The following is a 13,859-nucleotide window of genomic DNA, read 5'->3' on the forward strand; positions in this document are numbered from 1 at the left end:
TTTTCGTTTTCAATTTTTTCAATTTTCTGCTCGTATCTCAAGACATTTCCATCTTTTAATGGTAAAATGTACAACGTGGTTAATGCCAAAATGGTATTATTTAGGGTAACCTAAAAATATTTTAATGAGGTGAAAATGTAGATGAAACGCATCGGAATCTTAACTAGTGGCGGCGACGCCCCTGGTATGAACGCAGCTGTCCGTGCGGTGGTCCGTAAAGCAATCTTCGATGGTATCGAAGTATACGGAATCAATTATGGATATGCCGGTTTAGTAGCTGGTGATATTCGCCGTTTAGACGTTGCAGATGTTGGAGATAAAATCCAACGTGGTGGAACTTTTCTTTATTCCGCCCGCTACCCAGAATTTGCTACTAAAGAAGGACAATTAAAAGGTATTGAACAATTGAAAAAATTCGGCATCGAAGGCTTAGTGGTTATCGGTGGAGATGGCTCTTATCATGGGGCAATGGCGTTAACACGTCACGGTTTCCCAGCTGTTGGTATTCCTGGTACAATTGATAATGATATTCCAGGTACTGATTTTACAATTGGTTTTGATACAGCGATCAATACAGTCTTAGAATCAATTGACCGCATTCGTGATACAGCGACTTCTCATGTACGTACTTTTGTAATTGAAGTAATGGGACGTGGCGCTGGTGATATTGCATTGTGGTCTGGTGTAGCTGGTGGTGCTGATGAAATTATCATCCCAGAACACGAATTTGATATGGCTACTGTTGCAAAACGGATTCAAGATGGCCGCGATCGTGGCAAAAAACATTGTTTAATCGTTTTAGCAGAAGGCGTTATGGGCGGTAATGAATTTGCTGATAAACTTTCTGAATATGGCGATTTCCATACTCGTGTTTCCATTTTAGGGCACGTTGTTCGTGGGGGTTCTCCAAGTGCACGTGACCGCGTCTTGGCAAGTAAATTTGGTGCTTATGCAGTTGAATTGCTTGAACAAGGCAAAGGTGGTTTATGTATCGGTATTGAAGACAATAAGGTCGTTGCTGCAGATATTATTGATACACTTGAACACAACAAACACAAACCTGACTTAAGTCTATATGACTTAAACAAACAGTTATCATTCTAATTGACAGCTACTAAAAGATAATAGAGCAGCTGACGCTGTTTTAAATAAAGGAATAGGAGCGTTTAAGTAATGAAAAAAACCAAAATCGTTAGTACATTAGGACCAGCAAGTAATAGCGTGGAAATCATTTCACAATTAATCGAATCTGGAGCTAATGTTTTCCGTTTTAATTTTTCTCATGGTGACCATGAAGAACAATTAGGTCGGATGAATATGGTAAGAGAAGCAGTTAAAAAGACTGGTAAAGATGTTGCTATTTTATTAGATACAAAAGGGGCAGAAATCCGGACTACTGTTCAAGATACAACTGAAGCAGACTTTGGCCGTGCTGGTTATATCCAATTCAACGTTGGCGATACAACACGAATTGCAATGGATCCAGAATTAAAAGGAACAAAAGAAAAAATTGCTGTAACTTATCCTGGTTTATTCGATGATGTTCACGTTGGAGGTCACATTTTATTTGATGATGGCTTAATCGATATGGAAATCACAGAAAAAGACGAAACAAACCGCGAATTAATCGTTACAGTCAAAAATGCTGGTATGTTAGGCTCAAGAAAAGGGGTTAATGCTCCTGGTGTTTCAATCAGCCTTCCTGGTATTACTGAAAAAGATGCTGACGATATTCGTTTTGGTTTAGATAACGATATTGACTTTATTGCGGCTTCATTTGTTCGTAAAGCACAAGACGTTCTTGAAATTCGTGAAATTTTAGAAGAAAAGAACATGACACATGTTCAAATCTTCCCTAAAATTGAATCACAAGAAGGTATTGATAATATCGATGAAATCATCAAAGTTTCTGATGGTATTATGGTAGCTCGTGGTGACATGGGTGTGGAAATTGCCCCTGAGTTGGTACCGATGGTGCAAAAACGTATTATCCAAAAATGTAATGCAGCTGGCAAATCTGTTATTACTGCTACCCAAATGTTAGAATCTATGCAACAAAATCCACGTCCAACACGTGCCGAAGCTTCTGACGTTGCCAATGCTGTTTTTGATGGTACTGACGCAACTATGCTATCTGGTGAATCAGCTAATGGTGATTATCCGGTTCAAGCAGTAGCTACAATGGCCCGTATTGATGTTGAAGCAGAAAAAGCTTTATCTGAATTAGGTTCATTCCAAATTAATGAATTTGATAAAACGGATGTAACAGAAACAATTGGTTTATCTGTAGCCCGTGCTGCTAAAAACTTAGGCGTGAAAACCATCGTTGCTGCAACTGAATCTGGTTATACAGCCAAAATGATTTCTAAATATCGTCCAGATGCTGACATTTTAGCCGTTACTTTTGACGAACGGACAAAACGTGGTTTGATGCTTAACTGGGGTGTATTCCCAACTGTTGCTGAAAAACCAACAACAACTGACGAAATGTTTGATTTAGCTGCTAAAAAAGCTGTTGAATTAGGATTCGCTAAAGAAGGCGAATTAATCTTAATCACTGCTGGTGTGCCAGTTGGTGAACGTGGTACAACAAACGTTATGAAAATTCAATTAATTGGCTCTAAATTATTAGAAGCTCAAGGCGTTGGCGAAAAAACTGTTGTAGCAAACGCGGTTGTTGCAAAATCAGCAGAAGAAGCAAATTCTCGTGCTAAAGAAGGAATGGTCTTAGTTGTTCCAACAACTGATAAAGATTACATGCCTGCTTTTGAAAAAGCAGCTGCTGTTATCGTTGAAGAAGGTGGTTTAACTTCTCACGCGGCTGTTGTAGGAATTGCAAAAGATATTCCTGTAATCGTTGGTGCTACTGATGCAACAACAACAATTCAAGATGGTGAATTAGTAACTGTTGATCCTCGTCGTGGTATTGTTTACCGTGGTGAAACAACAGCCATCTAAGGTGCTGTTAACCTTTTAACAACTAGAACGAAGTAGTCTAGGCTACTTCGTTTTATTTTTTGAAAAGGTGTCAAGAAAATTTCATTGACAAGCTAAAATACTCCCTGTATAATAGCTTTTGTTGCTTAGAGGTGATAAAAATTGAAGTGGTCATTATTGGAATTAAACAAATACCATGAAACGCCGTTAACTTTTTCTGAGACATTGAACTTGAAAAAGGAATTAATGAGACGGGACAATCAAATACTAGATATCACTCCCATTAAAGTTGATGGGCTCATTACCGTATCAAAAAGTGATTATCTTGTTCATTACACGATGAAAACGACGTTGACGCTTCCTTCATCAAGAAGTTTAGAACCGGTTGAATTGCCACTGGATCTAGTCGTTGACGAAGTTTTTATGACGCCTGAGCAGTTGCAAATGCGGACTGAACTGATTTCAGAAGAAGAAGTCTTACTTATTGAAGGACAGACAATTGATTTAGCTGAATCAGTGGCTGATAATATTTTATTGGCTATTCCATTGCAGATTTTGACAAAAGAAGAGACAGAATCCAATCAAATGCCTGCCGGGCAGGATTGGGAAGTCATTTCAGAAGAAGATTTTCTGCAGCAAAAAGAAACAGCCGCGCCCAAAATTGATCCTCGTCTTGCTAAATTATCAGAACTGTTGGATACAACAGATGATGAGTAATTAGGAAGATTGGAATAAATGGTAAGCTATTTATAGCTTACTTTTCATAAACAAGGAGGTGTAACAAATGGCAGTACCAGCTCGTAAAACATCTAAAGCTAAGAAAAACAAACGTCGTACTCATTACAAATTGACTATTAACGGTTTGAACGAATGTCCAAACTGTGGTGAATTAAGAAAAAGCCACCACGTATGTGCCAACTGCGGTTACTACGATGGCAAGGACGTAACGACTAAAGAAGCATAATTCTCTTTTTACAGAAAAGTGAGTGAATCCCCAAAGCTAACCATGGAGCTTTGGGGTTTTTTATTTTTTGTATTGTAAAAGTATTAAAAATTAGAAAATAAAGCATTCTGTTTTTGGAAATAATAGTTGAGAGTAAGCTGTCAATTTAAAGGTGAGAGATAAAATCGTGTTGAAAATTCAACGTGCTAACAGTAGGAGAAACAAGTTTCTTTTCTGTTGTTAATTTCTAGCCTCCTTTAGTTTGAAAGCCCGGGTTTTTACGTTATAATAGAAAAGATTAAAGCTACTAGGAGGAACTCAAAATGACAAAACAGCAAATTGGTGTTGTCGGTATGGCCGTCATGGGGAAAAATTTAGCCCTAAATATTGAAAGTCGTGGCTATTCAGTAGCATTATTTAACCGAACAGCGGCGAAGACAGAAGCAGTAGTAAAAGAACATCCTGATAAAAAATTCAAAGCAACTTATACCATTGCAGATTTTGTAGCTGCAATTGAAAAACCACGCCGGATCTTACTAATGGTTAAAGCTGGTACAGCGACAGATGCTACTATCAAAGAATTGTTACCTCATTTAGACAAAGGGGATATTCTAATTGATGGTGGGAATACTTTCTTTAAAGATACCATCCGCCGTAACGAAGAATTAGCTAATTCTGGTATTAATTTCATCGGTACTGGAGTATCTGGTGGAGAAGAAGGCGCGTTAAAAGGTCCTTCAATCATGCCAGGGGGACAAAAAGAAGCCTATGATTTAGTCGCACCCATTTTAGAACAAATCTCTGCTAAAGCAGAAGATGGGGCGCCATGTGTTACTTATATCGGTCCAAATGGTGCAGGACATTACGTGAAGATGGTTCATAACGGAATTGAATATGGTGATATGCAATTGATTGCAGAGTCTTACGACTTAATGAAGAATGTTCTAGGTCTTTCTGTCGCTGAAATGGCAGATATTTTTAACGAGTGGAATCAAGGAGAGCTTGACAGTTATCTAATTGAAATTACTGCTGATATTTTGACTCGCAAAGATGATTTGGGGACTGGCAAACCAATCGTTGATGTGATTTTAGATGCTGCTGGCAATAAAGGAACCGGTAAATGGACAAGTCAAAGTGCATTGGATTTAGGTGTGCCACTTCCACTAATTACGGAATCTGTGTTTGCACGTTATATCTCTGCATATAAAACCGAACGTGTCACAGCAAGTAAAGTATTACCTGCTCCAGCTACTTTTAATTACCAAGGCGACAAAAAAGAACTAATTGAAAAAATTCGGGAAGCATTATATTTCAGTAAAATTATGAGTTATGCACAAGGATTTGCGCAATTGCGTACTGCTTCTAAAGAATACGATTGGGATTTGCCTTTTGGTGAAATTGCAAAAATTTGGCGCGCGGGTTGTATCATTCGAGCACGGTTCTTACAAAAAATTACAGATGCTTATGACAGCAAACCTGATTTAGAAAACTTATTATTAGATGATTATTTCTTAGAAATCACAAAGAAATATCAACAAGCTGTACGTGAAGTAGTAGCTTTGGCAGTACAAGCTGGGGTTCCAGTACCAACATTTTCTTCTGCAATTGCTTACTTTGATTCTTATCGTTCAGAACGTTTACCTGCTAATCTGATTCAGGCACAACGGGATTACTTTGGAGCTCACACATATGAACGGACTGACAGAGAAGGAATTTATCACTACAGTTGGTATCATGAAGAATAAGTAAAAAACAATGGAATTTTGATTGATTCTAATTTATTTATGGGAAAGAGTGGCTGTGTTTTTTGAAACATTGCTGCTCTTTTTTTCTCTTAAGCTGTCAATACAGTGAATAATAAGAGTTTCTGTACTTATTAATCTACTAATAAGATTTTCAGATAGCTCTTTTTTCTTTCATTGTTTCATGGTAAAATGACTATAGTATTTTAATAAAAAAACAACCATTTTTTTCTAGAACAAAAATTTATAAAGAAAAGGGATCTAAGATCAAATGAGTAATATTTTAATTATTGAAGATGAAAAAAACTTAGCTCGTTTTGTAGAATTAGAATTAACGCATGAAGGTTATCATACGGAAGTTCATTACAATGGGCGTACAGGGTTAGATGCAGCATTAAACAACGATTGGGATGCCATCTTATTGGACTTAATGTTGCCGGAATTAAACGGGTTGGAAGTTTGTCGTCGTGTGCGTCAAGTGAAAAATACCCCTATCATTATGATGACAGCAAGAGACTCTGTTATTGATCGCGTCTCAGGCTTGGATCATGGTGCAGATGATTATATCGTGAAGCCTTTTGCGATTGAAGAACTATTAGCACGTTTACGCGCTTTACTTCGTCGGATTGATATTGAAGGCGATAAAAATGTTGCAAAGCAAACTACTATTACGTATCGTGATTTAGTCATCGAAAAAGAAAATCGTGTCGTACGTCGGGGTAATGAAGTTATTGAATTAACGAAACGTGAATATGAACTTTTATTAACCTTAATGGAAAATGTCAATGTTGTTTTGGCTCGCGATGTTTTATTAAACAAAGTTTGGGGTTACGAAACGGAAGTTGAAACAAACGTAGTAGATGTATACATCCGGTACTTACGTAATAAAATTGATGTTCCTGGCGAAGAGAGCTATATTCAAACAGTTCGCGGAACTGGTTATGTGATGCGCTCGTGAGCAAAATGAATAAAACTTTTAACAAAGAACTGAAAGGCCCGTCTTTAACCATTAAGTGGGCCTTTGCAAGTTCTTTCTTTATATTTATCGTTTTTACGATTTTTGCTGTTATTACGTATAAATCCTCTATTAATTTAATTGTGGCAAAAGAACGGCATAATGTAGAAGAAGTTATTTCCGAGGTTACTTCTCGCTTGGCGAATGGCCAAGAAGAATTAACGACCCAAAGTGCCTACTTTGCAATTGCCAAAATTTCTGAAGAGGATCGAACTCCTGAAGCTATATCTTATTTGGACAACGATATTTTAAAACTCGACCAATTTGTCTCGGAGTTAGGTCAACAGCAATTGAATTTGTACGTTTACAATTTAGAAAAAGAGCCGATTTTAAAAACACATGAAAATAATTTTGAGTTAGTTCAAACCAAACGAAAAGAACCCACTATTATTACCATGCATGGTCTGACGGGATTTTTATCTATTCATCCAATCTTTTCCAAAGTAACAAGAGAAAAAATTGGTTATGCTCAGACATTTTATGAGTTATCTTCATTTTATGAAATACGTAGTAAGCTATTATTAACTTTAATTATTTTAGAAGTGGTTTCGTTAATTCTATCGAGTTTTTTAGGTTTCTTTTTATCGACCTATTTTTTAAAACCTTTAAAAGTATTAAGGGATACGATGGATACAATTCGAAAAGATCCCGAGTCAGATGCCTACATGCCCAAAATTGAGACCGATGATGAATTAGCTGATTTGGCGGAAATCTTTAACGATATGTTGGAGCGTATGCGAATGTACATTGAACAACAAAAACAATTTGTAGAAGATGTCTCACATGAATTACGTACACCTGTAGCGGTTATCGAAGGTCATTTAAGCATGTTACAGCGTTGGGGCAAAAATGATCCCGAAATTTTAGACGAAGCCCTGACTGCCAGTCAACAAGAAATTAGCCGAATGAAAAGTCTAGTACAGGAGATGCTGGATTTATCACGGGCTGAACAAGTGGAATTACATTATGCTAATGAAGTAACACAGGCAAAAGAAGTGACTTATCAAGTTTTTAATAATTTTAAAATGCTTTATCCAGAATTTACGTTTACTTTAGATGATGATTTAACGCAAGAAGAAACACTGGCTATTTATCGCAATCATTTTGAACAAATTATTATTATTATTTTGGATAATGCAGTGAAATATTCTGCTGAGCGAAAAGAGGTACACTTGAAGATAGGCAATAGTGGACGATTTTTTGAAATTGATATCCAAGACTTCGGTGAAGGAATCGCACCAGAAGATTTAGAAAAAATATTTCATCGTTTTTATCGGGTGGATAAAGCGCGTGCACGAACCAGAGGGGGAAATGGCTTAGGGTTGTCGATTGCTAAGCAACTAATTGATAGTTACAAAGGTGAGGTAACAGTTGATAGTGTTGTAGGTCAAGGAACTGTCTTTAAAGTTTATATCCCGATTCAATAAATATCTATTGTAATCATACTTTATTAGTATAATACCTAACTATGAATAGGTCGTTTTTCTTGTTGTTATCCACGAAAAGCAATCTAGCTAGTTGGGTTTTTTATTTTGCATATATAATTTTTGCAATTTGTTTTACGCTGTAACGATGCCTCTTGCTCATATAAGAATTCAGAGGGGAAAATTAAGCGAATGATTAGTGATTTTGGTATTCGATTGTACGGTGTTTTCTGTATGGAAATGCTTTATCAATTTAGATTATAAAATTAAAATTCGGACATGAAAAAAATCAGGATTTCTTGTTGTTTTTTGTTGCTTTTTATATTCAGAATTGCTATATTAATATTTGTTCCGAATGAATAAAACGTTTTGAGAAAAAGTTGATAATTTTACTTGACGTTGAGAATGGGACATGATATTCTAATTAAGTTGTTTCTGAAAGTTGTTATTTACAACTAATAAAACAACGTAAAAAAGTTGTTGACATCTAGGTTTTGAGATGTTAAACTAACAAAGTCGCTGTTATTAAAAAGCGCGTTGCTGAAATATCATTTCAAAAAGTTTTCAAAACTTTTTGAAAAAAACAGTTGACAAACAAAACGTCAGCTGATAAGATATAAGAGTTGCTGAAACATTTAAAAAGCGACGATCAAGTAAGTTAAATGAATGAGGAATGACGGCAATAAGTCAAAATCATCCGAAGTTTGAAAACAACTTCAAATGATTTCTCCTTAGCGCGACAATTTCTAAATACATTCTTTTAACAGCTTATGTAGACCTTTGAAAACTGAACAAAGCAAGCAAACGAACCAATGTGTAGGATGCTTCTTTTATAGAAGCAAACAACATGCAAGCAATAGCTAGCAAAGAATCAATTTTATTGAGCTTAACAGTCTTTTGACTGTTCAAACACTTTTTATGAGAGTTTGATCCTGGCTCAGGACGAACGCTGGCGGCGTGCCTAATACATGCAAGTCGAACGCTTCTTTTTCCACCGGAGCTTGCTCCACCGGAAAAAGAAGAGTGGCGAACGGGTGAGTAACACGTGGGTAACCTACCCTCAAGCGGGGGATAACATTTGGAAACAGGTGCTAATACCGCATAATATTAATGAACTCATGTTCATTAATTGAAAGGCGCTTTTGCGTCACTTGAGGATGGACCCGCGGTGCATTAGCTAGTTGGTGAGGTAACGGCTCACCAAGGCCACGATGCATAGCCGACCTGAGAGGGTGATCGGCCACACTGGGACTGAGACACGGCCCAGACTCCTACGGGAGGCAGCAGTAGGGAATCTTCGGCAATGGACGAAAGTCTGACCGAGCAACGCCGCGTGAGTGAAGAAGGTTTTCGGATCGTAAAACTCTGTTGTTAGAGAAGAACAAGGATGAGAGTAAAATGTTCATCCCTTGACGGTATCTAACCAGAAAGCCACGGCTAACTACGTGCCAGCAGCCGCGGTAATACGTAGGTGGCAAGCGTTGTCCGGATTTATTGGGCGTAAAGCGAGCGCAGGCGGTTTCTTAAGTCTGATGTGAAAGCCCCCGGCTCAACCGGGGAGGGTCATTGGAAACTGGGAGACTTGAGTGCAGAAGAGGAGAGTGGAATTCCATGTGTAGCGGTGAAATGCGTAGATATATGGAGGAACACCAGTGGCGAAGGCGGCTCTCTGGTCTGTAACTGACGCTGAGGCTCGAAAGCGTGGGGAGCAAACAGGATTAGATACCCTGGTAGTCCACGCCGTAAACGATGAGTGCTAAGTGTTGGAGGGTTTCCGCCCTTCAGTGCTGCAGCAAACGCATTAAGCACTCCGCCTGGGGAGTACGACCGCAAGGTTGAAACTCAAAGGAATTGACGGGGGCCCGCACAAGCGGTGGAGCATGTGGTTTAATTCGAAGCAACGCGAAGAACCTTACCAGGTCTTGACATCCTTTGACCACTCTAGAGATAGAGCTTCCCCTTCGGGGGCAAAGTGACAGGTGGTGCATGGTTGTCGTCAGCTCGTGTCGTGAGATGTTGGGTTAAGTCCCGCAACGAGCGCAACCCTTATTGTTAGTTGCCATCATTTAGTTGGGCACTCTAGCGAGACTGCCGGTGACAAACCGGAGGAAGGTGGGGATGACGTCAAATCATCATGCCCCTTATGACCTGGGCTACACACGTGCTACAATGGGAAGTACAACGAGTTGCGAAGTCGCGAGGCTAAGCTAATCTCTTAAAGCTTCTCTCAGTTCGGATTGTAGGCTGCAACTCGCCTACATGAAGCCGGAATCGCTAGTAATCGCGGATCAGCACGCCGCGGTGAATACGTTCCCGGGCCTTGTACACACCGCCCGTCACACCACGAGAGTTTGTAACACCCGAAGTCGGTGAGGTAACCTTTTTGGAGCCAGCCGCCTAAGGTGGGATAGATGATTGGGGTGAAGTCGTAACAAGGTAGCCGTATCGGAAGGTGCGGCTGGATCACCTCCTTTCTAAGGAATATTACGGAGACTACACAGTTTGTCAACTTGCCTTTGTTCAGTTTTGAGAGGTTTACTCTCAACTTAAAAGTACCATGGGGCCTTAGCTCAGCTGGGAGAGCGCCTGCTTTGCACGCAGGAGGTCAGCGGTTCGATCCCGCTAGGCTCCATTGACAACATTGGTTGTCAGAATTTGTTCATTGAAAACTGGATACTTGAAGAAAAGAATCAAAACAAACCGAGAACACCGCGTTGAATGAGTTTTTTAATAAGTTCAATTGCTTATTTTCTTGAGTAAGCTTCTATCGCTAGAAGAACTGCTCAAAACCAGACCGTAAGGTCTTATAAGGTTAAGTGAATAAGGGCGCACGGTGGATGCCTTGGCACTAGGAGCCGATGAAGGACGGGACTAACACCGATATGCTTTGGGGAGCTGTAAGTAAGCTATGATCCAGAGATTTCCGAATGGGGGAACCCAACATCTTTTATAGGATGTTACGTATACGTGAATACATAGCGTATACGAGGTAGACGCAGAGAACTGAAACATCTAAGTACCTGCAGGAAGAGAAAGAAAAATCGATTCCCCAAGTAGCGGCGAGCGAAAAGGGAACAGCCCAAACCAAGATGCTTGCATCTTGGGGTTGTAGGACTCCGATATGGTAGTTCTTTCAGATAGTCGAATGACTTGGAAAAGTCAGTCAAAGAGGGTAAAAACCCCGTAGACGAAATTTGGAAGGCACCTAGGAGGATCCTGAGTACGGCGGAACACGAGGAATTCCGTCGGAATCCGGGAGGACCATCTCCCAAGGCTAAATACTCCCTAGTGACCGATAGTGAACCAGTACCGTGAGGGAAAGGTGAAAAGCACCCCGGAAGGGGAGTGAAATAGATCCTGAAACCGTGTGCCTACAACAAGTTAGAGCCCGTTAATGGGTGATAGCGTGCCTTTTGTAGAATGAACCGGCGAGTTACGATTGCATGCGAGGTTAAGTCGAAGAGACGGAGCCGCAGCGAAAGCGAGTCTGAATAGGGCGAATGAGTATGTAGTCGTAGACCCGAAACCATGTGATCTACCCATGTCCAGGTTGAAGGTGCGGTAAAACGCACTGGAGGACCGAACCCACGTACGTTGAAAAGTGCGGGGATGAGGTGTGGGTAGCGGAGAAATTCCAAACGAACTTGGAGATAGCTGGTTCTCTCCGAAATAGCTTTAGGGCTAGCGTCGAAGTGAAGAATGATGGAGGTAGAGCACTGTTTGGACTAGGGGCCCATCTCGGGTTACCGAATTCAGATAAACTCCGAATGCCATTCATTTATATTCGGCAGTCAGACTGTGAGTGATAAGATCCATAGTCGAAAGGGAAACAGCCCAGACCACCAGCTAAGGTCCCAAAATGTATGTTAAGTGGAAAAGGATGTGGGGTTGCACAGACAACTAGGATGTTGGCTCAGAAGCAGCCACCATTTAAAGAGTGCGTAATAGCTCACTAGTCGAGTGACCCTGCGCCGAAAATGTACCGGGGCTAAACATACTACCGAAGCTGTGGAGTACACCGTAAGGTGTATTGGTAGGAGAGCGTTCTAAGGGCGTTGAAGGTAGATCGTGAGGACTGCTGGAGCGCTTAGAAGTGAGAATGCCGGTATGAGTAGCGAAAGACAGGTGAGAATCCTGTCCACCGAATGACTAAGGTTTCCTGGGGAAGGCTCGTCCGCTCAGGGTTAGTCGGGACCTAAGCCGAGGCCGATAGGCGTAGGCGATGGACAACAGGTTGATATTCCTGTACCCGTTGTATTTGTTTGAGCAATGGAGGGACGCAGGAGGCTAAGAAGTGCAGACTGATGGATATGTCTGTTCAAGCAGTAAGTCTTGAGATGAGTCAAATGCTTATTTCTATAAGGACAAGCTGTGATGAGGAGGGAAATAATAGTACCGAAGCTTCTGATGTCACACTGCCGAGAAAAGCTTCTAGTGAGAAGACAACGGCCCGTACCGCAAACCGACACAGGTAGTCGAGGAGAGAATCCTAAGGTGAGCGAGAGAACTCTCGTTAAGGAACTCGGCAAAATGACCCCGTAACTTCGGGAGAAGGGGTGCTGACCGCAAGGTCAGCCGCAGTGAATAGGCCCAAGCGACTGTTTATCAAAAACACAGGTCTCTGCAAAATCGAAAGATGAAGTATAGGGGCTGACGCCTGCCCGGTGCTGGAAGGTTAAGAGGAGTGCTTAGCGTAAGCGAAGGTACGAATTGAAGCCCCAGTAAACGGCGGCCGTAACTATAACGGTCCTAAGGTAGCGAAATTCCTTGTCGGGTAAGTTCCGACCCGCACGAAAGGCGTAACGATTTGGGCACTGTCTCAACGAGAGACTCGGTGAAATTTTAGTACCTGTGAAGATGCAGGTTACCCGCGACAGGACGGAAAGACCCCATGGAGCTTTACTGTAGTTTGATATTGAGTGTCTGTACCACATGTACAGGATAGGTAGGAGCCGTAGAAATCGGGACGCTAGTTTCGATTGAGGCAATGGTGGGATACTACCCTTGTGTTATGGCCACTCTAACCCGCACCACTAATCGTGGTGGGAGACAGTGTCAGATGGGCAGTTTGACTGGGGCGGTCGCCTCCTAAAAGGTAACGGAGGCGCCCAAAGGTTCCCTCAGAATGGTTGGAAATCATTCGCAGAGTGTAAAGGCAGAAGGGAGCTTGACTGCGAGACTTACAAGTCGAGCAGGGACGAAAGTCGGGCTTAGTGATCCGGTGGTTCCGCATGGAAGGGCCATCGCTCAACGGATAAAAGCTACCCTGGGGATAACAGGCTTATCTCCCCCAAGAGTCCACATCGACGGGGAGGTTTGGCACCTCGATGTCGGCTCGTCGCATCCTGGGGCTGTAGTCGGTCCCAAGGGTTGGGCTGTTCGCCCATTAAAGCGGCACGCGAGCTGGGTTCAGAACGTCGTGAGACAGTTCGGTCCCTATCCGTCGCGGGCGTTGGAAATTTGAGAGGAGCTGTCCTTAGTACGAGAGGACCGGGATGGACTTACCGCTGGTGTACCAGTTGTCTCGCCAGAGGCATCGCTGGGTAGCTATGTAGGGAAGGGATAAACGCTGAAAGCATCTAAGTGTGAAGCCCACCTCAAGATGAGATTTCCCATTTCTTAAAGAAAGTAAGATCCCTGAGAGATGATCAGGTAGATAGGTCAGGAGTGGAAGTACAGCGATGTATGGAGCGGACTGATACTAATCGATCGAGGACTTAACCAAAGTTAAAAGAAAACTCGGAAGAGTTTTGATCCCCTTCAAGATCCAGTTTTGAGTGAATAACATTCACTTTAAT

7 protein-coding genes, 1 tRNA gene and 2 rRNA genes are annotated in these 13,859 nt (G+C 41.3%); all 10 read left to right on the forward strand.

All coding sequences use genetic code 11. From position 1 onward, the window contains the following. Window positions 1–141: 141 nt before the first annotated feature. A complete protein-coding gene (pfkA, locus tag RK01_RS02180; RefSeq protein WP_016171669.1) occupies window positions 142–1,104 on the forward strand; it encodes a 6-phosphofructokinase in 963 nt (320 codons plus the stop codon). Window positions 1,105–1,173: 69 nt separating this feature from the next. Continuing rightward, the gene (gene pyk / locus RK01_RS02185) at window positions 1,174–2,958 is read left to right on the forward strand and encodes a pyruvate kinase (RefSeq protein WP_016171670.1); all 1,785 of its coding nucleotides are present in this window, start codon (window positions 1,174–1,176) and stop codon (window positions 2,956–2,958) included. 141 nt (window positions 2,959–3,099) lie between these two features. Beyond that, window positions 3,100–3,654, forward strand: a complete 555-nt coding sequence (locus RK01_RS02190; protein ID WP_016171671.1) for a YceD family protein — start codon at window positions 3,100–3,102, stop codon at window positions 3,652–3,654. Between the two features lie 67 nt (window positions 3,655–3,721). Next, window positions 3,722–3,901, forward strand: coding sequence for a 50S ribosomal protein L32 (gene rpmF / locus RK01_RS02195; RefSeq protein ID WP_016171672.1), 180 nt, complete (start codon window positions 3,722–3,724; stop codon window positions 3,899–3,901). Window positions 3,902–4,203: 302 nt separating this feature from the next. Beyond that, window positions 4,204–5,625, forward strand: a complete 1,422-nt coding sequence (gndA, locus tag RK01_RS02200; protein ID WP_016171673.1) for an NADP-dependent phosphogluconate dehydrogenase — start codon at window positions 4,204–4,206, stop codon at window positions 5,623–5,625. A 268-nt stretch (window positions 5,626–5,893) separates the two neighbouring features. Further along, window positions 5,894–6,580 (forward strand): response regulator transcription factor, encoded by a 687-nt coding sequence (locus tag RK01_RS02205; protein ID WP_016171674.1) that lies wholly within the window; start codon window positions 5,894–5,896, stop codon window positions 6,578–6,580. Window positions 6,581–6,585: 5 nt separating this feature from the next. Continuing rightward, window positions 6,586–8,064, forward strand: a complete 1,479-nt coding sequence (locus RK01_RS02210; RefSeq protein WP_195516277.1) for a HAMP domain-containing sensor histidine kinase — start codon at window positions 6,586–6,588, stop codon at window positions 8,062–8,064. 911 nt (window positions 8,065–8,975) lie between these two features. Beyond that, a 16S ribosomal RNA gene (locus RK01_RS02215) occupies window positions 8,976–10,535 on the forward strand. Window positions 10,536–10,620: 85 nt separating this feature from the next. Next, window positions 10,621–10,693 (forward strand) — tRNA-Ala (locus RK01_RS02220). A 178-nt stretch (window positions 10,694–10,871) separates the two neighbouring features. Then, window positions 10,872–13,786: ribosomal RNA gene (locus tag RK01_RS02225) — 23S ribosomal RNA — on the forward strand. Together the 16S and 23S rRNA genes with 1 tRNA gene alongside form the textbook arrangement of a ribosomal RNA operon. Window positions 13,787–13,859 lie beyond the last annotated feature (73 nt).

Source organism: Enterococcus dispar ATCC 51266 (assembly GCF_000406945.1).
Classification (GTDB): domain Bacteria; phylum Bacillota; class Bacilli; order Lactobacillales; family Enterococcaceae; genus Enterococcus_C; species Enterococcus_C dispar.

Coding starts and splice junctions, on each gene's coding strand:
- gndA (WP_016171673.1), top strand. CDS start 4,204: ATGACAAAACAGCAAATTGGTGTTGTCGGTATGGCCGTCATGGGGAAA.
- pfkA (WP_016171669.1), top strand. CDS start 142: ATGAAACGCATCGGAATCTTAACTAGTGGCGGCGACGCCCCTGGTATG.
- pyk (WP_016171670.1), top strand. CDS start 1,174: ATGAAAAAAACCAAAATCGTTAGTACATTAGGACCAGCAAGTAATAGC.
- RK01_RS02205 (WP_016171674.1), top strand. CDS start 5,894: ATGAGTAATATTTTAATTATTGAAGATGAAAAAAACTTAGCTCGTTTT.
- rpmF (WP_016171672.1), top strand. CDS start 3,722: ATGGCAGTACCAGCTCGTAAAACATCTAAAGCTAAGAAAAACAAACGT.
- RK01_RS02210 (WP_195516277.1), top strand. CDS start 6,586: ATGAATAAAACTTTTAACAAAGAACTGAAAGGCCCGTCTTTAACCATT.